Annotated in this window: 23 protein-coding genes; 13 read left to right on the top strand and 10 right to left on the bottom strand. The window is 59.6% G+C overall.

The genetic code is table 11. From position 1 onward, the window contains the following. Positions 1–53 precede the first annotated feature (53 nt). The 3 genes from JUI81_RS10730 to JUI81_RS10740 all read right to left on the bottom strand — a co-directional run bounded on the left by JUI81_RS10730 (position 54) and on the right by JUI81_RS10740 (position 2,860). The gene (locus JUI81_RS10730) at positions 54–1,136 is read right to left on the bottom strand and encodes a 5-(carboxyamino)imidazole ribonucleotide synthase (protein WP_019580395.1); all 1,083 of its coding nucleotides are present in this window, start codon (positions 1,134–1,136) and stop codon (positions 54–56) included. An 11-nt stretch (positions 1,137–1,147) separates the two neighbouring features. After that, positions 1,148–1,639 carry a 5-(carboxyamino)imidazole ribonucleotide mutase gene (purE, locus tag JUI81_RS10735; protein ID WP_003196369.1) on the bottom strand — a complete coding sequence of 164 codons (492 nt, stop codon included), beginning with the start codon at positions 1,637–1,639 and terminating at the stop codon, positions 1,148–1,150. A gap of 306 nt (positions 1,640–1,945) precedes the next feature. Further along, on the bottom strand, positions 1,946–2,860 hold the full coding sequence (locus tag JUI81_RS10740) for a LysR substrate-binding domain-containing protein (protein ID WP_019580394.1): 915 nt from the start codon (positions 2,858–2,860) through the stop codon (positions 1,946–1,948). A gap of 180 nt (positions 2,861–3,040) precedes the next feature. Here JUI81_RS10740 and aspA point away from each other — a divergent pair, with 180 nt between their 5' ends. Next, a complete protein-coding gene (gene aspA / locus JUI81_RS10745) occupies positions 3,041–4,465 on the top strand; it encodes an aspartate ammonia-lyase (RefSeq protein ID WP_105342433.1) in 1,425 nt (474 codons plus the stop codon). A gap of 56 nt (positions 4,466–4,521) precedes the next feature. On the opposite strand, the gene JUI81_RS10750 is transcribed toward aspA, so the two are convergent. Next, entirely contained in the window at positions 4,522–4,704 is a 183-nt protein-coding gene (locus JUI81_RS10750; protein WP_138866537.1) for a hypothetical protein, read from the bottom strand. A 250-nt stretch (positions 4,705–4,954) separates the two neighbouring features. Here JUI81_RS10750 and JUI81_RS10755 point away from each other — a divergent pair, with 250 nt between their 5' ends. The 5 genes from JUI81_RS10755 (at position 4,955) to JUI81_RS10775 (ending at position 11,157) form a co-directional block, all read left to right on the top strand. Next, positions 4,955–6,403, top strand: coding sequence for a sodium:alanine symporter family protein (locus JUI81_RS10755; protein ID WP_018927384.1), 1,449 nt, complete (start codon positions 4,955–4,957; stop codon positions 6,401–6,403). A 133-nt stretch (positions 6,404–6,536) separates the two neighbouring features. Beyond that, complete coding sequence (locus JUI81_RS10760) at positions 6,537–7,541, top strand: asparaginase (protein WP_204124228.1); 1,005 nt, start codon at positions 6,537–6,539, stop codon at positions 7,539–7,541. A 212-nt stretch (positions 7,542–7,753) separates the two neighbouring features. Further along, positions 7,754–8,746 carry an AraC family transcriptional regulator gene (locus JUI81_RS10765; RefSeq protein WP_096479346.1) on the top strand — a complete coding sequence of 331 codons (993 nt, stop codon included), beginning with the start codon at positions 7,754–7,756 and terminating at the stop codon, positions 8,744–8,746. 266 nt (positions 8,747–9,012) lie between these two features. Further along, positions 9,013–10,044 carry a histone deacetylase family protein gene (locus tag JUI81_RS10770; protein ID WP_204124229.1) on the top strand — a complete coding sequence of 344 codons (1,032 nt, stop codon included), beginning with the start codon at positions 9,013–9,015 and terminating at the stop codon, positions 10,042–10,044. A 12-nt stretch (positions 10,045–10,056) separates the two neighbouring features. Beyond that, complete coding sequence (locus JUI81_RS10775) at positions 10,057–11,157, top strand: polyamine ABC transporter substrate-binding protein (RefSeq protein ID WP_204124230.1); 1,101 nt, start codon at positions 10,057–10,059, stop codon at positions 11,155–11,157. Between the two features lie 192 nt (positions 11,158–11,349). On the opposite strand, the gene JUI81_RS10780 is transcribed toward JUI81_RS10775, so the two are convergent. Beyond that, on the bottom strand, positions 11,350–12,900 hold the full coding sequence (locus JUI81_RS10780) for a PLP-dependent aminotransferase family protein (RefSeq protein WP_204124231.1): 1,551 nt from the start codon (positions 12,898–12,900) through the stop codon (positions 11,350–11,352). A gap of 124 nt (positions 12,901–13,024) precedes the next feature. On the opposite strand from JUI81_RS10780, the gene JUI81_RS10785 reads away from it, so the two are divergent. Both JUI81_RS10785 and JUI81_RS10790 read left to right on the top strand, forming a co-directional pair. Next, positions 13,025–13,471: a GNAT family N-acetyltransferase gene (locus JUI81_RS10785; protein WP_204124232.1), complete on the top strand. Its 447-nt coding sequence runs from the start codon at positions 13,025–13,027 to the stop codon at positions 13,469–13,471. Positions 13,472–13,488: 17 nt separating this feature from the next. Continuing rightward, entirely contained in the window at positions 13,489–14,160 is a 672-nt protein-coding gene (locus JUI81_RS10790; RefSeq protein ID WP_019580386.1) for a GNAT family N-acetyltransferase, read from the top strand. A gap of 88 nt (positions 14,161–14,248) precedes the next feature. On the opposite strand, the gene JUI81_RS10795 is transcribed toward JUI81_RS10790, so the two are convergent. Further along, positions 14,249–15,148, bottom strand: coding sequence for a homocysteine S-methyltransferase family protein (locus JUI81_RS10795; protein ID WP_019580385.1), 900 nt, complete (start codon positions 15,146–15,148; stop codon positions 14,249–14,251). Positions 15,149–15,258: 110 nt separating this feature from the next. Here JUI81_RS10795 and JUI81_RS10800 point away from each other — a divergent pair, with 110 nt between their 5' ends. From JUI81_RS10800 to JUI81_RS10810, 3 genes are all read left to right on the top strand, one after another. Beyond that, complete coding sequence (locus tag JUI81_RS10800; RefSeq protein ID WP_018927375.1) at positions 15,259–16,080, top strand: ABC transporter substrate-binding protein; 822 nt, start codon at positions 15,259–15,261, stop codon at positions 16,078–16,080. Continuing rightward, positions 16,077–16,910 (top strand): amino acid ABC transporter permease, encoded by an 834-nt coding sequence (locus JUI81_RS10805; RefSeq protein WP_086945218.1) that lies wholly within the window; start codon positions 16,077–16,079, stop codon positions 16,908–16,910. The genes JUI81_RS10800 and JUI81_RS10805 overlap by 4 nt, the downstream gene beginning before the upstream one ends. Before the next feature lie 249 nt (positions 16,911–17,159). After that, positions 17,160–18,632, top strand: coding sequence for an autotransporter outer membrane beta-barrel domain-containing protein (locus tag JUI81_RS10810; RefSeq protein WP_204124233.1), 1,473 nt, complete (start codon positions 17,160–17,162; stop codon positions 18,630–18,632). A 234-nt stretch (positions 18,633–18,866) separates the two neighbouring features. Here the strand turns inward: JUI81_RS10810 and oadA are convergent, their stop codons facing one another. Both oadA and JUI81_RS10820 read right to left on the bottom strand, forming a co-directional pair. Beyond that, the gene (oadA, locus tag JUI81_RS10815; protein WP_028940103.1) at positions 18,867–20,675 is read right to left on the bottom strand and encodes a sodium-extruding oxaloacetate decarboxylase subunit alpha; all 1,809 of its coding nucleotides are present in this window, start codon (positions 20,673–20,675) and stop codon (positions 18,867–18,869) included. 11 nt (positions 20,676–20,686) lie between these two features. Next, positions 20,687–22,102, bottom strand: coding sequence for an acetyl-CoA carboxylase biotin carboxylase subunit (locus tag JUI81_RS10820; protein WP_019580379.1), 1,416 nt, complete (start codon positions 22,100–22,102; stop codon positions 20,687–20,689). Positions 22,103–22,292: 190 nt separating this feature from the next. Between JUI81_RS10820 and JUI81_RS10825 the strand changes: the two genes are divergently transcribed. Beyond that, the gene (locus tag JUI81_RS10825) at positions 22,293–23,255 is read left to right on the top strand and encodes a LysR family transcriptional regulator (protein ID WP_007934452.1); all 963 of its coding nucleotides are present in this window, start codon (positions 22,293–22,295) and stop codon (positions 23,253–23,255) included. On the opposite strand, the gene JUI81_RS10830 is transcribed toward JUI81_RS10825, so the two are convergent. Both JUI81_RS10830 and hexR read right to left on the bottom strand, forming a co-directional pair. After that, positions 23,197–23,409: a PA3496 family putative envelope integrity protein gene (locus JUI81_RS10830; RefSeq protein WP_019020903.1), complete on the bottom strand. Its 213-nt coding sequence runs from the start codon at positions 23,407–23,409 to the stop codon at positions 23,197–23,199. The two genes, JUI81_RS10825 and JUI81_RS10830, sit on opposite strands and share 59 nt — an antisense overlap. Positions 23,410–23,624: 215 nt before the next feature. Then, on the bottom strand, positions 23,625–24,491 hold the full coding sequence (hexR, locus tag JUI81_RS10835; protein WP_017850032.1) for a transcriptional regulator HexR: 867 nt from the start codon (positions 24,489–24,491) through the stop codon (positions 23,625–23,627). Between the two features lie 363 nt (positions 24,492–24,854). Between hexR and JUI81_RS10840 the strand changes: the two genes are divergently transcribed. Then, positions 24,855–26,375: a DUF6531 domain-containing protein gene (locus tag JUI81_RS10840; RefSeq protein ID WP_204124234.1), complete on the top strand. Its 1,521-nt coding sequence runs from the start codon at positions 24,855–24,857 to the stop codon at positions 26,373–26,375. The last annotated feature ends 3 nt before the right edge of the window (positions 26,376–26,378 follow it).

A 26,378-nucleotide genomic window follows, 5' to 3' on the forward strand; every position in this document is an offset into this window, starting at 1 on the left:
TCCTGCCATCAGAGAACGGCGGCCACTGAAGGTTCCGCCGCTGCTACATGAAACTATTCGGCAATCAGCGCTTCGACCTTGAGGATCTGCGCGGCAAGCGTCGCCCGGTCAGCACAACGCAGGTTGGCGTGACCAACCTTGCGGCCGACCTTGAAGGCCTTGCCGTAGTGATGCAGATGGCAGTCGGCAATGGCCAGGACTTTCTCGGTGTCGGGTACTTTGCCGATGAAGTTGAGCATCGCACTCTCACCGACCTTGGCCGTCGAACCCAGCGGCAGACCGGCAACGGCCCGCAGGTGGTTTTCGAACTGACTGCACTCGGCACCTTCGGTGGTCCAGTGCCCGGAGTTGTGCACACGCGGGGCGATCTCGTTGGCCTTGAGGCCACCGTCGACTTCGAAGAACTCGAACGCCATCACGCCGACGTAATCCAGCTGCTTGAGTACCCGGCTGGAGTAGTCTTCAGCCAACGCTTGCAACGGGTGGTCGGTGCTGGCCACGGACAGCTTGAGGATGCCGCTGTCGTGGGTGTTGTGCACCAGCGGGTAGAACCTGGTTTCGCCATCGCGAGCGCGCACGGCGATCAGCGAGACTTCGCCAGTGAACGGCACGAAGCCTTCCAGCAAGCAGGCGACGCTGCCCAGTTCGGCGAAGGTGCCGACCACATCTTCAGGCTTGCGCAGGACTTTCTGACCCTTGCCGTCGTAGCCCAGGGTGCGGGTTTTCAGCACAGCCGGCAGGCCGATGGAGGCCACGGCGGCGTCCAGATCGGCTTGGGACTGGATGTCGGCGAACGCGGGAGTCGGGATCCCCAGGTCCTTGAACATGCTCTTCTCGAACCAGCGATCGCGGGCAATGCGCAGCGCTTCGGCGCTCGGGTACACCGGGACGAATTGCGACAGGAAGGCCACGGTTTCGGCCGGGACGCTTTCGAACTCGAAGGTCACCAGATCGACTTCATCGGCCAACTGACGCAGGTGATCCTGATCGCCGTAATCGGCCCGCAGGTGTTCGCCCAATGCGGCTGCGCAAGCATCCGGCGCCGGGTCCAGGAAAGCGAAGTTCATGCCCAGCGGAGTGCCCGCCAGCGCCAACATGCGACCCAACTGGCCGCCACCGATTACACCGATCTTCATCGTCAACAACCTCAGGCGATGCGTGGGTCTGGATTGTCCAGGACGCTGTCTGTCTGCTCAGCGCGGAATTTTTTCAGCACGGTATGAAACTGCGGATGCTTGGCGCCCAGGATGCTCGCCGAGAGCAGCGCTGCGTTGATCGCACCGGCCTTGCCGATGGCCAGGGTGGCGACCGGAATGCCAGCTGGCATCTGCACGATAGAAAGCAGCGAATCGACGCCCGAGAGCATCGACGACTGCACCGGCACGCCCAGCACCGGCAGGTGGGTCTTGGCTGCACACATGCCTGGCAGGTGGGCCGCGCCACCGGCACCGGCGATGATCACCTCGATGCCACGGGCCTCGGCCTCTTCGGCATACTGGAACAGCAGGTCCGGGGTGCGGTGGGCAGAGACCACTTTCACCTCGTAAGGGATGCCGAGCTTTTCCAGCATATCGGCGGTGTGGCTAAGGGTGGACCAATCGGACTTGGAGCCCATGATCACGCCAACCAGTGCGCTCATCGTCGTGCCTCTTCTCTCTGGGCGCCCGCGGGCGCGTCAAAAAACAACAAGCCACGCAAAATGCGTGGCTTGATTGTACGAATTATGGCCAGTCAAACCGGCCGAAGGCCGCGCAGTATACCTCAATGAAGCAGATAAACAGCCCCCCATACGACCATCTGTCATACGGCGCAAAGCGCCGGTTTTATTGACTTCAGGGTCAGCCTGAAATAGTTCATATCGACCTGAATCTGTAGGAGCCAGGCTTGCCGGCGAAGGCGATCTCGCGGACGCCTTCGCCGGCAAGCCTGGCTCCTACAAAAAACATTAACCTGCCGGGTTTTGCGCTGTGCCGCCTTCCAGCTTGCGCCAGAGCAACCGAACATTCGCCTTGCGCACCAGCGCGCAGCGATACAGCCGAATCTCCAGCGGCACATGCCATTGCGGACCACCGCAGATGACCAACTCGCCGCGAGCCAATTCGGCGCGCGCGCTCAAGCGCGGCACCCAGGCGATGCCCAGGCCTTCCAGCGCCATGCTTTTCAGGCTGTCGGCCATGGCGGTCTCGTAAATAGTGGTGAACCTCAGGGCACGCTGGCGCAACAGCATGTTCACCGAGCGCCCGAGAAATGCCCCGGCGCTGTAGGCCAGCAAAGGCACGCTGGTCTCGCCTTCCAGGTCGAACAACGGTTTGCCGTGAGCGTCCGCGGCGCACACCGGGAGCATTTCAGTGTCCCCCAGATGCAGTGACGGGAAAATTTCCGGGTCCATTTGCATCGCGGAATCCGGATCATAGAACGCCAGCATCAGATCACACCCGCCTTCACGCAGCGCATGCACCGCATCGCCGACGTTGGTGGCCACCAGCCGCGTGGCAATGTTCAGCCCTTCGTTGCGCAATTGTGCGATCCAGCGTGGAAAGAAGCCCAGTGCCAGGGAGTGGGCGGCGGAGACCTGGATCACCTCGCCCTGCCCGCCTTCCAGGTGATGAAGATGACGTAACACTTCACCCAGCTGTTCGACCACGGTTCGCGCGGTCACGAGAAACAACTGCCCCGCCGCCGTCAGTTCGACCGGGGTGCGAGAGCGATTGACCAAGGTCAGCCCCAGCGCGGCTTCGAGGCTGCGGATCCGCCGACTGAAGGCTGGCTGAGTCACGAAGCGTCTTTCGGCCGCCTGGGAGAAGCTGCGGGTGGCAGCCAGAGCACTAAAGTCCTCCAGCCATTTGCTTTCCAGATTCATCACGCCCTCCCGGACATGCACCAATTTAGGTCACACGTTCGCCACGTACGCGGCGTCACACCGACATTATGCCGAATGTGCATAGCCCAGTGTTTAACAGCATTGGCCCAAAATTCTTCACAAGCCTAGCATTTGCGCTGTTCCGGCACAGACCGGGTCCATATCGAGATGATTTCTATCATGTCCTCCGCTGCATCTTTCCGCACAGAAAAAGACCTGCTTGGCGTACTCGAAGTACCTGCTCAAGCGTATTACGGCATCCAGACCCTGCGAGCGGTGAACAACTTCCGTCTCTCCGGCGTTCCGATTTCGCATTACCCAAAACTGGTTGTTGGTCTGGCGATGGTCAAACAGGCCGCCGCTGACGCCAACCGCGAGCTGGGTCACCTGAGCGAAGCCAAGCACGCTGCCATCAGCGAAGCCTGTGCCCGATTGATCCGCGGCGATTTCCACGAAGAGTTCGTGGTGGACATGATTCAAGGCGGCGCTGGCACTTCAACCAACATGAATGCCAACGAAGTCATCGCCAACATCGCGCTGGAGGCCATGGGCCACAGCAAGGGCGAATACCAGTACCTGCACCCGAACAACGACGTGAACATGGCGCAGTCGACCAACGACGCCTACCCGACGGCCATCCGCCTGGGTCTGCTGTTGGGTCACGACGCGCTGCTGGCCAGCCTCGACAGCCTGATCCAGTCGTTCGCCGCCAAAGGTGAAGAATTCAGCCACGTCCTGAAGATGGGTCGTACCCAGCTGCAAGACGCCGTGCCGATGACCCTCGGCCAGGAATTCCGCGCCTTCGCCACCACCCTGAGCGAAGACCTGGCGCGCCTGAAAACCCTGGCGCCTGAACTGCTGACCGAAGTGAACCTGGGCGGCACCGCGATTGGTACCGGCATCAACGCCGACCCGCGTTACCAGGCCCTGGCCGTTCAGCGTCTGGCCCTGATCAGCGGTCAACCGCTGGTGCCAGCCGCCGACCTGATCGAAGCCACCTCCGACATGGGCGCCTTCGTGCTGTTCTCCGGCATGCTCAAGCGCACCGCGGTCAAGCTGTCGAAGATCTGCAACGACCTGCGTCTGCTGTCCAGCGGCCCACGCACCGGCATCAACGAAATCAACCTGCCGGCGCGTCAGCCAGGCAGCTCGATCATGCCAGGCAAGGTCAACCCGGTTATCCCTGAAGCCGTGAACCAGGTGGCGTTCCAGATCATCGGCAACGACCTGGCCCTGACCATCGCGGCCGAAGGCGGCCAGCTGCAGCTGAACGTGATGGAGCCGCTGATCGCCTTCAAGATCTTCGACTCGATCCGCCTGCTGCAACGCGCCATGGACATGCTGCGCGAGCACTGCATCGTCGGCATCACCGCCAACGAAGAGCGTTGCCGTGAACTGGTCGAACACTCGATTGGCCTGGTCACCGCGCTGAACCCGTACATCGGCTATGAAAACGCCACCCGCATTGCCCGTGTTGCCCTCGAAAGCGGCCGCGGCGTGCTGGAACTGGTGCGCGAGGAACGCTTGCTCGACGAAGAAATGCTCGCCGACATCCTGCGCCCGGAAAACATGATTGCTCCGCGTCTGGTGCCTTTGAAGGCTTAACCAAACGCAGGCTCTTTTGAAGAGCACGCTCACCAGGTCGAGGGACTAGACACCTCTCACCTTTTGAGGGCTTGGGGATTTACTCCCTCAAGCCCTTTTTTTTCCAACACTTTGCGGATTTTACGAACATGTTGAATGTTTTCAGTGCCGCCAAGATCGCAGCCTTCGACAGCTTCTACAGGGTTTGACAGAGACCCGTAGAGGCTGCCGAAGGCTGCGATTTTTTGATTTTGCAGCACTTTCGTTTCGTCGATTGCACCACAACTGTGCAGACGGACGGCACTCTCCTATGTATAGTGCCGGCCCTCTTCGCGTGAGCGGTCGTCGATAACGAGACCCAAGCCCATGCGAAAGCCGAACTAATAACAACCCGCGAAATGGAACAGGGACGAACCTTCGACCCACCTGTTGTGCCACGCACAACCTGGTGTAACGCGATGTGTCGACCACCCAGTATTCGCACACACAAAAAATAGCGAGGAATAATCCATGCTCGAAGTCATCAACGACTTCCTCTCAGGGAAAGTACTGATCGCGCTCATTGTCGGGCTCGGTAGCTACTTCACGATCCGCTCGCGTTTCGTCCAGTTCCGCCATTTCGGCCACATGTTCAGTGTCTTCAAAGAGTCCCTTCACGGCCAGGCAGGCCAGCTGAGCTCGTTCCAGGCCCTGATGCTGAGCCTCGCCGGCCGCGTCGGCGCCGGTAACATCGCCGGTGTCGGCATCGCCGTGACCCTCGGCGGCCCGGGCGCCGTGTTCTGGATGTGGGTCACCGCACTGGTAGGCATGTCCAGCAGCTTCTTCGAATGCACCCTGGCCCAGGTCTACAAGCGCGCCGAAGGCGACGGCCTGTATCGTGGGGGCCCGGCCTACTACATCCAGCACGGCCTGAAGCTGAAAGGCATGGCGGTGGTGTTCTCCATCCTGCTGCTGGTCACCTACGGCTTCGCCTTCATCGGCCTGCAGTCCTACACCGTGACCCACTCGCTGCAGAACGCCTTTGCCTTCGACCCACGCCACACCGGTATCGTCCTGGCGGTGCTGCTGGCCATTACCTTCATCGGCGGCATCAAACGCATCGCCGCGGTGTCCGACCTGCTGGTACCGGTCAAGACCCTGGCCTATATCGGCGTGACCCTGTACGTGATCGGCACCCAGATCGAACACGTGCCAGCCATGCTGGAAACCATCTTCAAGAGTGCCTTCGGCCTCGACCCAGCCTTCGGCGGCCTGCTCGGCAGCGCCATCGTGATGGGCGTGAAGCGTGGCGTGTTCGCCAACGAAGCAGGCCTGGGCAGTGCGCCGAACGTCGCCGCCGTGGCCGCCGTGAAGCACCCGGGCGCCCAGGGCGTGGTCCAGGCCTTCAGCGTGTTCCTCGACACCTTCGTGATCTGCACCTGCACCGCGCTGCTGATCCTGCTGTCGGGCTTCTACACCCCGGGCTTCGAAGGTGACGGCATCGTCCTGACCCAAAACTCGCTGGCCGCCGTGGTCGGTGACTGGGGCCGCGTGTTCGTCAGCGTCGCGCTGTCGCTGTTCGTCTTCACCTGCATCCTCTACAACTACTACCTGGGCGAGAACAGCCTGCAGTTCCTCAGCCGCAACCGCGCCGTGCTGATGGTTTTCCGCGGCCTGGTTCTGGCGCTGGTGGTATGGGGTTCGATGCAGGACCTGTCGACCGTGTTCGCCTTCGCCGACATCACCATGACCTGCCTGGCCTTCGTCAACTTGATGGCCCTGGCCATGTTGTTCAAGGTCGGCCTGCGCGTGATGCGCGACTACGACGAGCAGCGCCGCGCCGGCGTCAAGCAGCCAGTGTTCGACTCCAGCAAATTCACCGATCTGGACCTGGACCTGAAGGCCTGGCCGAGCAGCCCAAGCCAATCGGCTCCACGCGAGCAAGGCGCAGCCCAGGGCACGCCTGCCACGCAACGCTGATCGCCCTGGCGGGTGGCTCCCCGCCACCCGCCGCGACAGACCGCAACGAGTGGCGTCCTGCCACTCGACGTGACACACCTTGCGCACGCAGGCATGCTGCGGCGCAAGGTGCATTCGTCCAGGAGACCCATCAATGAATTCCGCCTCTTACCCTGCCGCGCAGCACGTCATGGTGCTCTACACCGGTGGCACCATCGGCATGCAAGCCAGTGCCCACGGCTTGGCCCCGGCGTCCGGTTTCGAAGCGCGGATGCGCGACTACCTGCACAGCCAGCCTGAGTTGGTGGTGCCGCAGTGGCGCTTTCGCGAGATGTCGCCACTGATCGACAGCGCCAACATGACCCCTGCGTACTGGCAGCAACTGCGTGAAGCGGTGGTCGACGCCGTTGATGCCCAGGGCTGCGACAGCGTGCTGATCCTGCATGGCACCGACACCCTGGCCTACAGCGCCGCGGCCATGAGCTTTCAGTTGCTCGGCCTGAACGCCCGCGTGTGTTTCACCGGCTCGATGCTGCCAGCCGGCGTGACCGACAGTGATGCCTGGGAAAACATCAGTGGTGCACTGGTTGCCCTTGGTCAAGGCCTGGCGCCGGGTGTTCATCTGTACTTCCACGGTGAACTGCTCGACCCGACCCGCTGCGCCAAGGTTCGCAGTTTCGGTCGTCATCCGTTCAAGCGACTGGAGCGTCAGGGCGGCGGCGTGAAAGCTTCCTCGATACCTGCCCAACTGAACTACAACCAGCCAAGGCAACTGGCGAAGGTCGCGGTGCTGCCGTTGTTCCCCGGCATCGGCGCCGAGCAACTGGATGGCCTGCTCAACAGCGGTATTCAGGGTCTGGTGCTGGAATGTTATGGCAGCGGTACCGGACCAAGCGACAACCCCGGGTTTATCGCCAGCCTGGAACGGGCACGAGACAATGGCGTGGTAGTGGTTGCGGTCACCCAATGTCATGAGGGTGGCGTGAAGCTCGACGTGTATGAGGCGGGCAGCCGCTTGCGCGATGCCGGCCTGTTGTCCGGTGGCGGCATGACTCGCGAGGCGGCGCTCGGCAAGTTGCATGGGCTGCTCGGTGCAGGGCTTGAAACCCCTGAAGTTCGGCGACTGGTCGAACTTGACCTGTGTGGCGAACTGAGCTGACACAACACATAACCTTGTGGGAGCGGGCTGTGGCGAGGGGGCTTGCCCCCGTTTGAGTGCGTAGCACTCACAAGATCTTTGGTACATCAGAGATTTTGGGGCAGCTTCGCAGCCCAACGGGGGCAAGCCCCCTCGCCACGGACCGCTCCCACAAGATCGTTGTTGGGCACATAACTTGCTCCCGTTCCAGCATCTCGACGCTGGAAGACTCCATGCTCCACTCCCACCTCACCACCCTCAACGCCGTCTCCCTGGTGCTCAACACCTTCAAGGCCGAAGGCCTGTCCAGCGAGGCGTTGTTGGCCGGCAGCGGCATCAGCGCGGCTGATCTGAGCCGGGCGGACACGCGCATCACCACCAATCAAGAGATGCTGGTGTGCGCCAATGCCGTCGCGCTGCGCCGCGATATCGGTCTGGAGTTGGGCCGGCGGATGCACGTTTCGTCCTATGGCATGCTCGGGTACGCCTTACTCACCAGCGCCACTTTAGGTGACGCCTTGCAGTTGGCGCTGCACTACCCGGCGCTATTGGGAACACTGTTCGAGTTGAGCCTGGAGGAGGATGGCGAGCGCATCTGGCTCACCGCGGGCGACTATCGGGAAAACCCCGCGCTGGCACCGTTCAATGTCGAGTTTTGCCTGGTCTCGATGAAGGTCACCTGTGAAGACCTGCTCGGCCACCCCCTGCCTTTGCTTGGCGCTCGCTTCGATTACCCGGCACCGGACTATCAGGCGCGCTACAGCGAGCGTTTCGACTGTCCGTTGCAGTTTGATGCAGCGTCCAACGGATTTGCCTTCGACAAGCGCTGGCTCGAACACCCCCTGCCGCTGGCCGACGCCATCACCCACCAGGCCATGGCCGAACGCTGCCGCAAGCAAAACACCGAGTTCACCGGGCGTCAGGCCTGGCTCGGGCGCATCCGCCAATTGCTCGCCGCACAACTGAGCGCGGCACCCGGTCTGGACGGGTTGGCCGAACAGTTGAACTGCTCGTCGCGCACCCTGCGCCGCCATCTGAAGGATCTGGGATGCAGCTATCAGGAACTGCTCGATGAACTGCGATTCGAACAGGCCAAACGCATGCTCTGCGAGGATCAACTGCCGATCTATCAAATCGCCGAAGCACTGGGCTTCAGCGAGACCGCGAGCTTCCGGCATGCGTTTGTGCGCTGGAGTGGCGTGGCGCCGAGCCAGTTCCGCCCTTGAGCCGCCCCTGTGGCGAGGGAGCTTGCTCCCGTTGGTCTGCGTAGCAGACCCAAACCGAACACCGCATTCCTCCCTTCAGATAGCAGTTGCCGGGTAACGACTGCTGCGCAGCCGAGCGGGAGCAAGCTCCCTCGCCACAGGGGGGGGGCGAATTTCGGTCAAATGTTTTGGCCACATAGATCCCCTTTTGGCCTTTCCTGCCGTTCTCCCAGACGTCGCCTGCCGCAAGACTGTGTTCAAACCGAATCAGCCTGCGGAGAACAACAATGCTGACGATCTACTCGGACGATCACCACCTGCATCACGGCCGTTGTGAATTGATGGACGGGCAATTGATGCCCTGCTTCGAAATGCCTTCACGGGCCGATCACGTATTACAACGGGTCAAGGACCAGAACCTCGGCCCGGTTGAAGTGCCGAAAGACTTTGGCCTTGATCCGATCGCGCGCATCCACAGCCGCGACTACCTCGACTTCTTCAAAGGCGCCTGGGCGCGCTGGACCGCATTCAATACCGACGGCGACTTGCTGCCCTACACCTGGCCGGCCCGCACCTTGCGCCGAATCATGCCCACCAGCCTGCACGGCCAACTCGGCTATTACAGCTTCGACGGCGGCGCACCGATTACCGCCGGCACCTGGCAAGCGGCGTACAGCGCAGCGCAAGTTGCCCTCACGGCCCAAGCGGCGATCCAGCAGGGCGCCCGCAGTGCCTTCGCCCTGTGCCGTCCACCGGGACACCATGCCGCCAGCGATTTGATGGGCGGCTATTGCTACCTCAACAATGCTGCCATCGCCGCTCAAGCGTTCCTCGATCAGGGCCACAAAAAGGTCGCGATCCTCGATGTCGATTACCACCACGGCAACGGCACTCAATCGATTTTCTACGCACGCAACGACGTACTGTTCACCTCGATCCACGGTCATCCAGAAGCCGAGTTTCCGTTCTTCCTCGGCTACGAAGACGAACGCGGTGAAGGCGCAGGCGAAGGGTTCAACTTCAACTACCCATTGCCCGCCGGCAGTGCTTGGGACCGTTGGAGCGCCGCGCTGGAACAAGCCTGCAAAGAGATCGAAACGTACGGCGCCGACATCGTTGTCGTGTCCCTGGGCGTCGATACGTTCAAGGACGACCCCATCTCCCAATTCAAACTCGACAGCCCGGATTACCTGGCGATGGGTACCCGCATCGCAGGCCTCGGCAAGCCGACGCTGTTCGTGATGGAAGGCGGTTACGCGGTAGAAGAAATCGGCATCAACGCCGTGAACGTTCTCGAAGGTTTTGAAAGCGCCCAATGAGGAATTAGAAGAATGAACAGACTCAAGCGTCTTATCGCTCCAGCGCTCTGCGCCACGCTGCTCAGTGGCGCCGTCCATGCTGAAGAACGTACTTTGCGGGTCTACAACTGGTTCGACTACATCACCCCCAAAGCCCTGGACGATTTCAAGGCTCAGAACACCCAGACCAAACTGGTCTACGACATCTTCGACACCAACGAAGCGCTGGAAGCCAAGCTGCTGACCGGCAACTCCGGCTACGACGTGGTGGTGCCGTCCAACGTGTTCCTCGCCAAGCAGATCGAAGCCGGCGTATTCCAGCCAGTGGACCGCAGCAAACTGCCGAACTGGAACCACCTCGACCCCAAGCTGATGAAGCTGATCGAAGCCAACGACCCGGGTAACAAATTTGCCGTGCCGTACATGTACGGCACCATCCTGATCGGTTTCAACCCGGCCAAGGTCAAGGCTGCGCTGGGTGACAACGCACCGGTGAACAGCTGGGACCTGATCTTCAAGGAAGAGAACATCAGCAAGCTCAAGCAGTGCGGCGTGGCCCTGCTCGACTCACCTTCGGAGATCCTGCCGCTGGCCCTGCAACACCTCGGCCTGGACCCCAACAGCAAGAAGCCGGCGGACTACGCCAAGGCTGAAGCGCTGCTGATGAAGATCCGGCCGTACATCACCTACTTCCATTCGTCCAAGTACATGGCCGACATCGCCAACGGTGACATCTGCGTCGCGGTCGGGTATTCCGGCAGCTTCTCCCAGGCCGCCAACCGCGCCAAGGAAGCCAAGAACGGTGTGATCGTCGACATGCGCCTGCCCAAGGAAGGCGCGCCGATCTGGTTCGACATGCTCGCGATCCCCAAAGGCGCGAAAAACCCGGAAGACGCCTACACCTTCATCAACTACCTGCTGCAACCCCAGGTCATCGCACCGGTCAGCGACTTCGTCGGCTACCCGAACCCGAACAAGGACGCCACGGAAATGGTCGACCCGGCGATTCGCAACAACTCGAACCTGTACCCGACCGAAACGGCGATGAGCACGCTTTACACCCTGCAACCCTTGCCTCGCGATGCTGAACGGGCGCGGACCCGGGCCTGGACCAAGATCAAGTCCGGGACCTGAAACACCCCGTGCATCAAAGACCCGCGCCATCGCGGGTCTTTTTTGGTCAACGGCTAATAGGGGGGCTTTGATCTGCGCGGTGGCAGCAATCAGGAACTCATCGCCATTTATCGCGGCGAGATCAGTCGCACACTCGCCGCCTCAGTGTTTTTCATAGATCAGCGGTTCATTTAAAAACCGGGAGGCCATCGTTCAATCCCGCCAGACCTGCCGCAACCGTGCCAGCGCCGACTCTATCGCTGGCTCTGGCACCGCCGCAAAACCCAATACCAGACCGGCGCGCTGATCGACTGGAGTCCTGGAGTCCGGTAGCCAATAGTTGCTCAAGCCATTGATCTCCACGCCTACGCTTTCCGCTTGTTCGATCAGTTGCCGTTCGCGGGCCAGGCTGTCCACCGAAACCGTCAGGTGCAGCCCGGCGGAGACGGCGGGCAGGCTACCCACTCCGGTCATCCCCGCCGGCCAGCCACCCAGCAAACAATTGCGACGGCTGAGGGCGGCACGCCGCATCCGGCGAATGTGCCGCTGGAAATGCCCGGCGGCCATGAACTCGGCCATCACCGCTTGAGTGCTCACTTCGGAATGCCGCACATCCACCGCCCGACGCTGCGCGAATGCGTCCACCAGGCCCGGCGGCAGCACCAGATAACCCAGGCGCAGCGCCGGAAAAGCGACCTTGCCGAAGGTGCCGACATACAGCACCCGCCCATGGCGATCGAGTGCCGCCAGCGGCGCCAGTGGCGCGCCGCTGTAACGGTACTCGCCATCGTAGTCGTCCTCGATGATCCAGCCCTGGTTGCCCTCGGCCCAGGCGAGCAGTTCCAGACGCCGGGCCAGACTCATGACCACACCGGTCGGGTATTGATGGGAAGGCGTAACGTAAGCCAGCCGGCAATCGCTCAACTGCGCCAAGGCGCTGCAGTCGATCCCCTCCTCATCCACCGGCACACCGTGCAACCGTGCACCGGCTACCGCAAAGGCATGGCCGGCAGCGCGATAACCCGGATTTTCAATCCCCACCCCATCGCCAGGCTCCACCAGCAACTGTGCACAAAGGCTGATCCCCTGCTGCGCGCCACTGGTGATCACAATTTGCTCAGCGGCGCACTGCATCCCTCTCGAGCTGCGCAAGTAGGCAGCAATCAATCCGCGCAAGCGTTCATCGCCTGCCGGGTCGCCATAACACAACTGCTGTAAATCCTGTTTACGCCAGAAAGCCGCATTCAGCTTGGCCCAAACCTCGAAAGGGAACAGATCGAACGCCGGCACGCCGACCCTGAATGCGCGCGGCGGGCCACCGGGCGGTGCAGCCAAATGATTCTTTTCAACGCGCCCCAAAGCACCGCTGTGGATAACTTTACTGGATGGAACAACAGGTAAATCCAGCCAATTTGTGGATAAGGCTGTGGGTAACCCTGTTGAAAACCCTGTGGATACTTTTGTGGATAATTTTTTCGCCGGCAACGCCGCCTGAGGCAATTGCGCCACGTAAGTCCCGTCACCCACACGCCCCTCGATGAAGCCTTCAGCGTAAAGCTGATCGTAGGCACGAACCACGCTGTTGCGGGAAATCGATAACGCCGTAGCCAGATCGCGACTGGCCGGCAGTCGTGTGCCGCTGGCCAATCGTCCGTCGAGTACGCGTACCCGCAGCGCTTGATAGAGCTGTCGACTCAGGCCCTGGCGGCGGTCGAGTTCGATACCCGCCGGGTTGAACGACGAGGGAAGCGGCGTATTCGACATGACAATGGACCTATGAAATTGGTCATTAATGGCTCTTACAACAGACCATTAGCCTGCCTAGGATGAAGGCATTCGCCAAGGAATTTTCCATGTACCTGCCACTTTGACGCGTTAAGGAATGAACATGAGTCAGATCGACATCCGCCAGGTCACCGCCGACGATCACGCTGCCTGGCTGCCGTTGTGGCAAGCCTACTTGCGCTTCTACAACACCGAGCTGCCCGAGGCGGTCACTCAAAGCACCTGGCAGCGCCTGCTCGACCCGAGCGAACCGACCCACGGGGCGCTGGCCTGGGTCGACGGCAAAGCGGTGGGCATGGTGCATTTCATCTATCACCGCTCGAACTGGAGCATCGAAAACTCCTGTTACCTGCAAGACTTGCTGGTGGCACCCGAAACTCGTGGCACCGGCGTCGGTCGGCAACTGATCGAATTCGTCTACAGCACAGCCAAGGCCGACGGTTGCTGCAAGGTCCACTGGCTGACCCACGAAACCAACGCCACCGCGATCCAGCTCTATGAGCGCATCGCCGAACGCCCCGGTTTCATCCAGTTTCGCAAAGCCCTTTAAGGTTCAAGGAGAACACCATGTCGACTTCACTCGCAGACTGGAAAGGCGTCCCGGCGCCCTCGGCCCAACTGATCGAAGGGCGTTTCATTCGCCTGGAAAAACTCGACCCGGCGCGTCACGCCGATGGTTTGTGGAAAGCCCTGGAAGGCCCAGGCTCGGACCCGAAACTCTGGGACTATCTGCCCTACGGTCCTTTCCCGGAGCGCAGTGCGTTCAATGACTGGCTGAACAATCATGCGGCCAACAGCGATCCGTATTTCTTCAGTGTGATCGACCGTGTCAGCGGCGAGGTGCAGGGTCTGCTCAGCCTGATGTCGATTGTTCCTGCCCAGGGTCGCATCGAGATCGGCCATGTGACCTTCGGCGCACCGATGCAGCGCTCGCCCAAAAGTACCGAGGCGGTTTACCTGCTGGCCAGGGAAGCCTTTGCGTTGGGCTACCGGCGCCTGGAATGGAAGTGCAACAACGGCAACGCTCGCTCCAAGTACGCAGCAGAGCGGTTGGGGTTCAGTTTTGAGGGGGTGTTCCGCCAGCACATGGTGGTCAAGGGTCAGAACCGTGACACGGCGTGGTATTCGATTCTGGACTCGGAATGGCCGACGATTCAGGCGGGGTTCGAGCGGTGGTTGAGTGATGAAAACCAGACGGAATCGGGGCAAGTGCAAACGTTGACGGAGTGTCGCGGGTAATCTTCGACGCCCGTACGGACAACTTCGCGGGCAAGCCTCGCTCCTACGGATCACACGAACCTGGAGCGAGGCTTGCCCGCGAATGGCATCACGCTAATGTCTGGGCGAGTACCGCAATATGCTCTGGCCCGATCCCGCAGCACCCGCCCAAATGGCTGGCCCCGCGCTTGCGCCAATCGGCCGCCCACTGCAGATAACCCGGCGGGTCGAGATCATCACGCAACGGGTCCAAACCGTCGTTGGCCGTGGCTTCTTTCGGTTGAGGCGGGAAAGCATTGGCGTAAGCGCCGATGTGAATCTTCACCCCCAGGCGCTCGAAGGTTTCCCGCGCCGCATCAATCGCCGCACCGATCACTTCCGGCTGGCTGCAGTTGAACAGCAACGTCTCGACACCCAACTCAGCCGCCACCGCGGCGGCCTCAGCCACTGGCTCACCGGAGCGCAAACGCGGCACTTCGTCGGTGTCTTCATCCTTCAAAGTAAACGACAGCCACAACGGTTTGCCGTCCTTCGGCAGCCCGGCATGGATCGCCCGTGCTTCGACGATCGAGCTCTGGGTTTCGGCCAGCCACAGGTCGACATGAGGCGCCAGGCCATTGACCAGAGGGGTCAGCAGTTCAGTCACCCGGGCAGCGTCGAACAAGTCCGGGCGGTAGGAGCCGAACAAAGGCGGCAATGAACCGGCCACGCGCACCGATTGGCCCGAAGCATCGACTGCACGCCGAGCCAGCTCGCCGGCCAACGCCGCAAGGGCCTGGCCTTCAGCGGCGAAACGTTCTTCGCCAATGTGGAACGGCACCACCGCGTAACTGTTGCTGGTGATCACGTTGGCACCGCTTTCGATATAGGCCGCGTGCACCGCCTCTACGGCTTGTGGCGCCTCGCTCAAGGCCAGTGCCGACCACTCGGGTTGCCGGAACGGCGCCCCTCGGCGTTGCAGTTCACGACCCATGCCGCCATCCAGAATTACCGTGCTGTCTGCGCCCATATGCTTTTCACTCATAAGCTTATGAAAATAACTCACTATCAGAGTCGTTCTTATAACTATTTAATGCGCACCATACGGTTAATAACAACCTCTTTTTTCAGGGATCAACTGTGAAACTTCAACCGCTGCTGGCCCTGGGCCTGACGATTCTGGCTGCCTCCACCCAAGCCTTTGCCGGCGCCACCCTGGATCGCATCGAACAAAAGAAAGAACTGGTCGGTGTGTTGATGGAAAGCTACCCACCCTTCTCGTTCCTCAACGATCAAAACCAGCTCGACGGCTTCGACGTTGAGGTGGCCAAGGCCGTGGCGGACAAGCTGGGCGTCAAGCTGCGTCTGGAAACGCCGTCCTGGGATGTGATCGCCGCCGGCCGCTGGAGCGGGCGTTACGACATCTGCATCTGCTCCATGACCCCGAGCAAGGCCCGCGCCGAAGTCTTCGACTTCCCGGTCGAGTACTACGCCTCCCCTGCCGTGATCGTGGTCAATGCCAAGGACGATAGCATCCACAGCGCCAAAGACCTGAGCGGCAAGAAAGTCGGTCTCACCAGCGCCTCCAGCTATGAAAGCTACCTGAACAAAAACCTGGTGATCGAAGGCGCCGAAGACACTCAATTGCAGTACCCGTTCGAGAACGTGCAGATCGCCCCGTATGACACCGACAACGTCGCGTTCCAGGATCTGGGCCTGGGCGCTGGCGTGCGTCTGGACGCGATCCTCACCAACCTCGTCACCGCGCAACCGCGCCTGAACGAAGACAAGCGCTTCAAGCTCGCCGGCCAGCCGCTGTACTCGGAGCCGAACTCGGTGGCCATCGAAAAAGGCGATGCCCAGTGGGACGCCAAAGTGCGTGATGTGTTCGCTCAGTTGAAACAGGACGGCACCTTGAGCAAGCTGTCGCAAAAATGGATCGGCGCCGACATCAGCAAATGACTTCCTTCCCCAAACCTCCTCAGCCGCCGCAACCGGTGGCTGAGTCATTACTGCAACGGGTCTTCGGCTTCCGTACCCGGCTGTACCTGACCTGGGCGGCGATGTTCGGCTTGTTCGCCAGTTTCTTCCTGAGCTTCGACCTGAAGTTCTCGATCATCCTCGACAAACTGCCGAACCTGATCGGCCTGCACCTGGCGCCCAACGGCTTTCTGCAAGGCGCGGCGCTGACGCTGTTCTTGTGCCTGTGCTCGATTGTGGCTTCGTCGCTGCTGGGCTTCATCACGGCCCTGGCTCGACTGTCGAAAAGCGCCGTGGCGTTCGGCATCGCAAGTTTCTATGCCTCGTTCTTTCGCGGCACGCCGCTGCTGATCCAGATATTGCTGATCTACCTCGGCTTGCCGCAATTGGGCGTCGTGCCGGGCGCCATCGCCGCCGGCATCATCGCCCTGTCGCTGAACTATGGCGCCTACCTGAGCGAAATCTTCCGCGCCGGCATCCTCGGCGTTCCCCACGGCCAACGCGAAGCATCGCTGGCCCTGGGCATGCGCGAAACCGTGATTTTCTGGCGCGTCACCCTGCCCCAAGCCATGCGCGCCATCATCCCGCCCACCACCAACCAGTTCATCTCCATGCTCAAGGACTCATCCCTGATCTCGGTGATGGGGGTTTGGGAAGTGATGTTCCTGGCGCAATCGTACGGGCGCTCGAGCTATCGCTATATCGAAATGCTGACGACGGCGGCGATCATTTATTGGCTGATGTCGATTGGGCTGGAGCTGATTCAGGCGCGGATGGAACGGCATTACGGGAAGGCGTATGTGAGCCGGTAAGGGCTGCGAGGGCTGCGATCGTTTGATCTGCGGTAGATACGTTTTTGGCCGTGCGCCAGCTCCCATGTCTTGATTCGTCGTAAGAAAAAGCATCCAGCTGGAATGGTTAAAAAACCGCCACCTTCAAGCGGCTGGCAATGTTCTACACAACCATTTGACTCCCCCCGCAAACCCGCCGGAAGCGGCTGACATCGGCACCCATAGCCTCCCTCTTAGAGTTTGGCCTCCTGTCAAAAGAGGCCGTACTCGATGCCCGTTCAACACAAATACAAACCCCACCACCTTGTTTTGGCCATTGCACTTGCAGTTGGTTGTGCAGAGTTATCCCTTGCCCAGCAACTGGAGCCTCAAGTCGATACCAACACAAAGCCCACCAAAACCCGAAAAAAAGCCGCCAAACCTGTGTTCCCCACTGGCAGTGGGTTTGAAGAGGCCACACCAAGTAACACAGGTTTGAATGTTATTGATCTTCCCGATAACTCCGTCTACACCGTACTGAATGCCGGAAAAGTTGAAGATGGGTTCGAACAAGTCACCGGCAATCCGGCATTCATGACGCCGAAGGCTTCCGATAGCGACACTCAAGTGGCGTTGCCCCGTAATGACGTGCCGCTCGAGACGGCTGACACCTCTACCAGCGGGCAGGCCCTGGCCCGCAATGTGGATACCTCCAAGACCATCACTGCCAACGCTGCCATCAACGCACTGCTGGCCAGCAACAAGACCACTGCCTCCATCGCCATTGAACAATTGAGCGCAAGTAGCAACGCCAATCTCGCAAAAGCCACTTTAAGCAGTGTCAGCCCCGTCAGTGCCAGCATGCTCTCCGCCATGCACCAATTGGATAACGGCACGGGCTCTTTTTCCAACAAAGCTCCACGCGTTGCCGCTGGTAGTGAAAACAGCAGTCGCGTCTGGCTTCAGGCATTGGGCCATGGCGGCAAAGTCGAGAACGACTTCGACAACACGCTGAAACATTCCACCCAAGGCCTGGTTCTGGGTGCCGACTGGCGGCTCGATCAGCAATGGCATGCCGGGGTGATGGGCGGAAAATCACAGACGCAACTCGATGCCCGGCAATTCGATGGCGACCTCGACAGTTGGCATCTGGGTGCTTATGCGGTGCGCCAGGATGGTCCATTGGCGCTGCGTCTCGGTGCTACTTACGCCAGCCACGAAGGCAGCAGCAAACGTCGGGTCGCGTTCAACGGATTCAGCGACCGTATCAAAGGCAGTTATGACGCCAACACCCAGCAGGCCTTTGCCGAAGCGGGCTTCAATCTGGGCAGCAACAATGTGACCATCGAGCCATTCGCCAGTGTCGGTTATCAACGCTACCAGCGTGAAAAACACACCGAAAAAGGAGGGGATGCAGCGCTGAAAGTCCATGGGCAAACCCAGGACAACTTCAGCAGCACCTTCGGCCTGCGCGCGGCGAAGCTGAACACACTGGACAACGGCATGCGCCTGACGCCGCGATTCAGCGCCGGCTGGATACACATCTATGGCGAGCTCGACAGCGAAACGCGCCAACAGTTGGTCAAGGGCGGGAAACGTTTCGACATCGCCGGGGCAGGGTTGGATCGCGACAGCCTGTCGCTTGATGCCGGGCTCGACCTGGGGCTCTCGGCCAACCACTCGCTGGGTGTGGGCGTCACTGGGGAAATCGGCACTGAGAGCCGCAGTCATGGCGTGATGGGGCAGTGGCGGATGGCATTCTGACGAAATTGCCTCGTCCTCACTGATTCAGCACAGTTCCTTGTGGGAGCGTGGCTTGCCCGCGAAGAATACACCGCGGTTTTTCAGGTATTACGCGTCATCGTTCTTCGCGGCAAGCCACGCTCCCACAGGTTCTCCTTTAGCTTACCGGCATTGGGGAAAGCCCAAACTCCGGGCGAAAAAAAAGGGGAGCACATGCCCCCCCGAGGTTTAAAGCGGTCTATCGAGGCTGTTAACTCAGCCTTCGATCTCGATCAGGATCTCGCCCGGATTCACCCGGTCGCCCTTGGCCACGTGGATGGCGGTGACTTTACCGGTGATGGCCGACTGGACTTCGGTTTCCATCTTCATCGCCTCGGTGATCAGTACGGCCTGGCCGGCTTTCACGGTGTCGCCTTCCTTGACCAGCACGTCGACGATGTTGCCCGGCATGGTGGTGCTGACGTGGCCCGGTGCAGTGGCTTGCTTGCGCTTGCTGCTGCCGCCGCTGACGAATTCGTTGAGCGGTTCGAACACCACTTCTTCCGGCATGCCGTCGATGGACAGGTAGAAGTGGCGCTTGCCTTCAGCCTTGACGCCGACACCCGTGATGTCGACGCGGTAGGTTTCGCCGTGAACGTCGATGACGAACTCGGTCGGCACGCCTTCACCACCGGCCGACGCCACGCCGCCCGCTTCAGGAATCGGCAGCAGCACTTCTGGCGTCAGGGTGCCGGCTGCGCGTTCTTCGAGGAACTTGCGGCCGATGTCCGGGAACATGGCGTAGGTCAGCACGTCTTCTTCAGACTTGGCCACGGCGCCGATTTCGGCACGCAGCTTGGTCATCTCCGGCTTGAGCAGATCGGCCGGACGCACGTCGATCACCTCTTCGCTGCCGATGGCCTGACGACGCAGCTTTTCGTTCACAGTGCCCGGCGCCTTGCCGTAGCCGCCTTGCAGGTAAAGCTTCACTTCGTTGGTGATGGTCTTGTAGCGCTCGCCGGCCAGCACGTTGAAGAACGCCTGGGTGCCGACGATCTGCGAGGTCGGGGTCACCAGCGGAGGGAAGCCGAGGTCTTCACGAACGCGCGGGATTTCCGCCAGCACTTCGCTCATGCGGTTCAGGGCGCCCTGCTCTTTCAACTGGTTGGCCAGGTTGGAAATCATCCCGCCCGGAACCTGGTTGACTTGCACGCGAGTGTCGACGGCGGTGAATTCGCTTTCGAACTGGTGGTACTTCTTGCGCACGGCGTAGAAGTACAGGCCGATCTCTTGCAGCAGTTCCAGGTTCAGGCCGGTGTCGAACTCGCTGCCTTTAAGGGCGGCGACCATCGACTCGGTACCCGGGTGGCTGGTGCCCCAGGCGAAGCTGGAGATCGCGGTGTCGATATGGTCGGCGCCGTTTTCGATGCCCTTGAGTTGGCACATCGCAGCCAGGCCGGCGGTGTCGTGGGAATGGATGAACACCGGCAGCGACTGCTCGGCTTTCAGTGCCTTGACCAGTTCGCCAGTGGCGTACGGGGTCAGCAGACCGGCCATGTCCTTGATCGCCACCGAGTCGCAACCCATGGCTTCCATTTGCTTGGCTTGCGCCACGAAAGCCTCGATGGTGTGCACCGGGCTGGTGGTGTAGGCGATGGTGCCCTGGGCGTGTTTGCCAGCAGCCTTCACCGCTTCAATGGCCACGCGCAGGTTACGCACATCGTTCATGGCGTCGAAGATGCGGAACACGTCGATGCCGTTGACCGCGGCCTTGGCGACGAAGGCTTTGACCACGTCGTCGCTATAGTGGCGGTAGCCCAGCAGGTTCTGGCCACGCAGGAGCATTTGCAGACGCGTGTTAGGCAACGCGGCGCGCAGTTGGCGCAGACGCTCCCACGGGTCTTCTTTCAGGAAGCGTACGCAGGCGTCGAAGGTCGCGCCGCCCCAGACTTCCAGCGACCAGTAGCCGACTTTGTCGAGCTTGTCGCAGATCGGCAGCATGTCTTCGGTGCGCATGCGGGTGGCGAGCAGCGATTGGTGGGCGTCGCGCAGGATTGTGTCAGTTACATGGATCTTCTTGGACATTGTCATATTCCTCACAGGCCTGCGTGGGCGGCGATGGCGGCGGCGATGGCCAGGGCCAGCTCTTCGGGTTTGCGCTTGATCGAGTAGTTGGTCAGTTCAGGATGGCTTTCAACGAAGCTGGTGTTGAACTGGCCGCTACGAAATTCCGGGTTACGCAGTATTTCCTGGTAGTACGCGGCAGTGGTCTTGACCCCTTGCACGCGCATGTCGTCGAGGGCTCGCAAGCCACGGTCCATCGCCTCTTCCCAGGTCAGCGCCCAGACCACCAGTTTCAGGCACATCGAATCGTAGAACGGTGGAATGGTGTAACCGGTGTAGATCGCCGTATCGGTGCGCACGCCGGGACCGCCGGGCGCGTAGTAACGGGTGATCTTGCCAAAACTCGGGAGGAAGTTGTTTTTCGGGTCTTCGGCGTTGATCCGGAACTGCAGCGCGAAACCACGGTGCAGGATGTCTTCCTGTTTCACCGAGAGCGGCAAACCGGATGCGATGCGGATCTGCTCGCGAACGATGTCGATGCCGGTGATTTCTTCAGTGATGGTGTGTTCCACCTGAACCCGGGTGTTCATTTCCATGAAGTACACCTCGCCCTCGGCGAGCAGGAACTCCACGGTGCCGGCGTTCTCGTAACCCACGGCCTTGGCTGCACGCACCGACAAGTCGCCGATGTAGGCGCGCTGTTCCGGGGTCAGTTGCGGGCTCGGAGCGATCTCGATCAGCTTCTGGTTGCGACGCTGGATCGAGCAGTCACGCTCGAACAGGTGCACCACATTGCCGAAGCTGTCGCCGAGGATCTGCGCTTCGATGTGTTTCGGGTTTACGATGCATTTTTCCAGGAACACTTCCGCCGAACCGAAAGCCTTGGTGGCTTCGGAAATCACCCGAGGAAAGGCCTGTTCGAGTTCTTCGCGACTGTTGCAACGACGAATGCCGCGGCCGCCACCACCGGAGGTAGCCTTGAGCATCACCGGGTAACCGATGCGGTCGCCTTCGGTCAGGGCTTCTTCGATGCCCGACACGTTGCCTTCGGTGCCCGGTGTGACCGGCACGCCGGCCTTGATCATGCTGCGGCGCGCTTCGGTCTTGTCGCCCATGCGGCGAATGACTTCCGCCGACGGGCCGATGAATTTGATTCCGCGTTCGGCGCAGATGTCCGCCAACTCGGCATTTTCCGAAAGGAAGCCGTAGCCGGGGTGCAACGCATCGCAACCGGTTTCCACCGCCAGGTTCACCAGCTTGCGCGGGTTCAGGTAGCCGGCCAGTGGCTCGGCACCGATGCTGTGGGCCTCGTCCGCACGCTTCACATGCAAAGCATGACGGTCGGCGTCGGAATAGATCGCGACCGAGCGAATGCCCATCTCGGCGCAGGCGCGCACGATTCGTACGGCAATCTCACCACGGTTGGCAATCAGGATCTTTTTTATCACTTGGAGGTTCCCTTGAGCCGGTGGCACCCACGACCCGATTAGACAGGTCGACGCGTGACCAAATGTTTCAATTCAGTCGCAGCTCCACACTAGCTCTCGTAAGGGATTAACAAAAATGAATAATAATTGGGTCAGGCATAAGCAAAGACTTATAGTTGAGTCATCGGCCTTCGCTCAGGATTTATAGAAAATGCGTAAGTCATTGATGCGTATGACATTGCGTCAATTGCAGATCTTCAATGAGGTGTGCGATTTAAGGTCCTACAGCCGCGCAGCCGACGAAATGTCTCTCACACAACCTGCCGTGAGCCTACAGATTCGTCAACTCGAAGAGCTGATCGGTCAGCCCTTGTTCGATTACGTCGGCAAAAAGCTCTACATGACCGAGGCGGCCGAAGCGCTGCAGCGCGCCAGCCGGGACATTTTCGGCCGCCTGGAAAACCTCGATATGCAGCTGTCGGACATGCAAGGCTCATTGCAAGGTCAGCTGAAACTGGCGGTGGAGTCCAGCGCCAAGTATTTCGTGCCGCACCTGTTTGCCGCGTTCAAGCGCCAGCACCCGGAAGTGAACCTGCACCTGACGGTGGTCAACCGTGGCCAGGTCATCCGGCGCCTGTCGGATAACCGTGACGATCTGGTGATCATGTCGATGGTCCCCCAGGACATGGGGCTGGAATTCCTGCCGTTCCTCAATAACCCGATTGTAGCCGTGGCGCCGCCGGATCATCCGCTGTGCCATATGGGGCCGCTGCGCTTGCAGGATCTGGAGCCCTACACGCTGCTGTTGCGCGAACCCGGTTCCGGCACGCGGCTGGCCTGCGAGGAGTATTTCAAAGAGAAGCGCGTGCACTTCACCCAGACCCAGGAGGTCGCGTCGGCGGAAGCTCAGCGTGAATGCGTGCTGGCGGGTCTGGGCCTGGCGCTGCTGACGCGCCACGCCCTGAACCTTGAATTGGCGACCGGCGCCCTGATTGAGCTACCGGTCGAGGAGCTGCCGCTGCTGCGTAGCTGGTGCCTGGTGCAGGCCAAGGCCAAACGGCTATCGCCGGTGGCCCACGCATTCCTTGCGTTTATCCGCAGCGAACGGGCGCAAATCAGCGCACTGGTTGAGCGTTTCGACGGGAAGTTACCGGTGCTGCCTGCCAGTAGTTGAGTTCGAGGTCGTCGGGAAATTCGCCGATTTCGGCCAGAAGCTGGCGGCGCTCGCAGCGATCTTCGATGGCGCGGCGAAATTCCATGCGGCGCTGGTCTTCTTGCTGACGACGGGTTTTGACAGCGCTGTTGCGTTCTTCGTAGGGCTGGGCCATTTCGAGTCTCCCAAGGCGAGTACGGGAGTTTCAAGATAGGCGCGAGGGATGACGGTTTGGCGGCGGGAGGGTTACAGAACGATGAAACTCACTGGCTGACCGCGAACCTGCGGCGAGAGAGCTTGCTCCCGCTGGTTCGCAAAGCGGCCCTAAGATTTTGCGACTGCTGCGCAGCCGAGCGGGAGCAAGCTCCCTCGCCACAATTCCAGCCAGAATCAATCGTCCAGCGCTTTTACTGACTTTGGCGACAACCGCAAGCTGCGAAGGCTGCGCTTGACGCTTTTCAAGTGATTGACCAGGCTCGGCCCACGAGCCATGGCCACGCCCATCGCCAACACATCGATCACTACCAGGTGGGCGATGCGCGACGTCAGCGGCGTGTAGATTTCAGTGTCTTCGTGCACGTCGATCGCCAGGTTGACGGTCGACAGCTCGGCCAACGGTGTCTGGCTCGGGCACAGGGTGATCAGCGTGGCGCCGCTTTCGCGCACCAGGTTGGCGGTGATCAACAGGTCTTTTGAGCGACCGGACTGGGAAATGCAGATCGCCACGTCGGTCGGCTTCAACGTCACCGCCGACATCGCCTGCATGTGCGGGTCGGAATACGCCGCCGCAGTCAGCAACAAACGGAAGAACTTGTGCTGGGCATCCGCCGCCACCGCACCGGAGGCGCCGAAGCCGTAGAACTCGACACGCTGGGCCTGGGACATCGCGGTCACGGCTTTCTGCAACGCTACCGGGTCAAGTTTCTCGCGAACTTCCATCAGGGTGTGCAGGGTGGTGTCGAAGATTTTCAGGCTGTAGTCGGCAACCGAATCGTCTTCATGGATCGCGAATTGCCCGAAGCTCGCGCCGGCCGCCAGGCTCTGCGCCAGCTTCAGTTTCAAATCCTGGAACCCGGAGCAACCGATGGCGCGGCAAAACCGCACGATGGTCGGCTCGCTGATGCCTACGCTGTGGGCCAGGTCGGCCATGGAACTGTGCATCACCGCCGCAGGATCAAGCAGCACGTGGTCGGCGACCTTGAGCTCCGACTTGCGTAACAGGTGGCGTGACTGGGCGATGTGTTGCAGCAGATTCAAGGGGCTGGACTCTTTGTTATTGGCAGTTGCCGGGGATGTAGCACGCTTGTAGTTATACTACATGAATCGGCTTTTTGCCTGCTCAATGCGTAACTCTATGTCCCCGTATCAGGCGTGATGGACTTCATGTAGCCCCACGGCCAAGGTTTGCGCGGACCCACACCGTAGAAGCGGCTGACAAGCCCACACCTCTCACCCCTGCCCCTCCTAGCCCCTAGACCCAATGCCGGCCAAGCAACGCGCCGCATAATTTTACAAATGCAATATATATGTACCGCAAAGTAGTCAACTGCGGAGAATAAACTGGAGGGGCACTCACTGAAATTAACCAACAAACTATTAAGAATGATCATGGAAGATCAAATGAACATCAAACAAAGCTTCGGCATCCCCATCTTGCTTCTAACATCAACACTCCATCAATACTCAACAGCTGAAATATACAACTGGAAAGCGGGAGATCTTCTCAATCAACCCTCGCAGCATAATTCTCCAGAAATCGCGTGCCAAGCGCTCCATAAAGAATTAAAAATTGAGCACGACGATTATATATTGGGTTACAACCCCGCCATGCCACATGAAACTTACGATTGGAAATGGCTATGCAAGATAGACTATGAACCTATCGAAATAGACGAGGAAGACGGCGGGCCTGATCCCGGCACTTTCACAGCGGAAATACTCCTCACCGGAGACTCCTGCGAAAAAAATAAATCACTTAATAAACTGACGGGGATATGTGAAGTTGAGAGCATAGAGAATAGCTGCCCATCAAATATTGTCGGGAACCCGATTAATTTTTTGACGGGCCATAAAATCGAACTAGAGACAGACTTCCCTGCATCAAGAAAAACACCCAAACCCAACGAAATTAAATTCTCACGAAATTACAGCAGCAAAAGCGGTACATGGACACACAATTATGCGTCTCGAATGCTCTTCGATACAAACTCTGTATCGATTATTCATGCCAATGGAAAAATATCGACATTTGATAAGACTGGAGATACCTACCACCCAAAAAAACCAACCGCAGAATCTCTGATAAAAGAGAAACTCCAATGGACGTACCATTCACCAGAAAATTATTATTACATCTTTAACGAAAACGGCAGGCTCACTGAAGTCCGCAAATTGGGCACAGTGCAAAACATCAAATATAAAGAAGACCATATTACTGTCACTGACAGCTACGGCACCACGATAAAATTTACAGAGGACCCTAATAAACAGCCTCTAAGCTTCTCATCCGAAGATATGCAGATCGAATACAGCTATGATGACTATCGACAACTCAAATCCGTATCGAGAGTATTTACTACCAAGTCAGATCAAAAGAGGTATTTCTACCAGGATCCTCGGGACGGTAGGCTACTGACGTCGATGACTGACGAGCGCGGCGTCACCTATGCATCGTGGAGTTATGATGATCATGGCCGCGCCATCTCTAGCGAGCACGCTAACGGAGCGGAAAAAACAAACATCAAATACAACCTCGACGATTCAGTCACGGTTATTAATGCTCTCGGCAAACATACAAATTACAAATTCGGCTTCTTTCAAGGCGTCAAACGCATCACTTCGATTGATGGCGAACCCACTGCTAATTGCCCAAGTAGCAACTCTACCTTTATTTATGACGAACTCGGTCTGCTTAAGTCGAAGACTGATAACAATGGGAGCATCACAACGTATATCCACAATGATCGTGGTTTAGAAACCTCCCGCACCGAAGCCAGCGGAACAACCGACTCCAGAACCATCACCACCGAATGGCACCCAACTCTATTCCTTCCCGTGCGCATCACCCAACCGAACCGGTTAATTCAATACACCTACGACGCTGAAGGACGAAAACTCACTCAAACCATTACTGCACGCTGACTC

This window comes from Pseudomonas sp. 008, from assembly GCF_016861935.1.
Lineage (GTDB): Bacteria > Pseudomonadota > Gammaproteobacteria > Pseudomonadales > Pseudomonadaceae > Aquipseudomonas.

Excerpts from the sequence above, each read along its gene's own strand:
- JUI81_RS10730 (WP_019580395.1), bottom strand. The coding sequence starts at position 1,136 with ATGAAGATCGGTGTAATCGGTGGCGGCCAGTTGGGTCGCATGTTGGCG.
- purE (WP_003196369.1), bottom strand. The coding sequence starts at position 1,639 with ATGAGCGCACTGGTTGGCGTGATCATGGGCTCCAAGTCCGATTGGTCC.
- JUI81_RS10740 (WP_019580394.1), bottom strand. The coding sequence starts at position 2,860 with ATGAATCTGGAAAGCAAATGGCTGGAGGACTTTAGTGCTCTGGCTGCC.
- aspA (WP_105342433.1), top strand. The coding sequence starts at position 3,041 with ATGTCCTCCGCTGCATCTTTCCGCACAGAAAAAGACCTGCTTGGCGTA.
- JUI81_RS10755 (WP_018927384.1), top strand. The coding sequence starts at position 4,955 with ATGCTCGAAGTCATCAACGACTTCCTCTCAGGGAAAGTACTGATCGCG.
- JUI81_RS10760 (WP_204124228.1), top strand. The coding sequence starts at position 6,537 with ATGAATTCCGCCTCTTACCCTGCCGCGCAGCACGTCATGGTGCTCTAC.
- JUI81_RS10765 (WP_096479346.1), top strand. The coding sequence starts at position 7,754 with ATGCTCCACTCCCACCTCACCACCCTCAACGCCGTCTCCCTGGTGCTC.
- JUI81_RS10770 (WP_204124229.1), top strand. The coding sequence starts at position 9,013 with ATGCTGACGATCTACTCGGACGATCACCACCTGCATCACGGCCGTTGT.
- JUI81_RS10775 (WP_204124230.1), top strand. The coding sequence starts at position 10,057 with ATGAACAGACTCAAGCGTCTTATCGCTCCAGCGCTCTGCGCCACGCTG.
- JUI81_RS10780 (WP_204124231.1), bottom strand. The coding sequence starts at position 12,900 with ATGTCGAATACGCCGCTTCCCTCGTCGTTCAACCCGGCGGGTATCGAA.
- JUI81_RS10785 (WP_204124232.1), top strand. The coding sequence starts at position 13,025 with ATGAGTCAGATCGACATCCGCCAGGTCACCGCCGACGATCACGCTGCC.
- JUI81_RS10790 (WP_019580386.1), top strand. The coding sequence starts at position 13,489 with ATGTCGACTTCACTCGCAGACTGGAAAGGCGTCCCGGCGCCCTCGGCC.
- JUI81_RS10795 (WP_019580385.1), bottom strand. The coding sequence starts at position 15,148 with ATGGGCGCAGACAGCACGGTAATTCTGGATGGCGGCATGGGTCGTGAA.
- JUI81_RS10805 (WP_086945218.1), top strand. The coding sequence starts at position 16,077 with ATGACTTCCTTCCCCAAACCTCCTCAGCCGCCGCAACCGGTGGCTGAG.
- JUI81_RS10810 (WP_204124233.1), top strand. The coding sequence starts at position 17,160 with ATGCCCGTTCAACACAAATACAAACCCCACCACCTTGTTTTGGCCATT.
- oadA (WP_028940103.1), bottom strand. The coding sequence starts at position 20,675 with ATGTCCAAGAAGATCCATGTAACTGACACAATCCTGCGCGACGCCCAC.
- JUI81_RS10825 (WP_007934452.1), top strand. The coding sequence starts at position 22,293 with ATGCGTAAGTCATTGATGCGTATGACATTGCGTCAATTGCAGATCTTC.
- JUI81_RS10830 (WP_019020903.1), bottom strand. The coding sequence starts at position 23,409 with ATGGCCCAGCCCTACGAAGAACGCAACAGCGCTGTCAAAACCCGTCGT.
- JUI81_RS10840 (WP_204124234.1), top strand. The coding sequence starts at position 24,855 with ATGAACATCAAACAAAGCTTCGGCATCCCCATCTTGCTTCTAACATCA.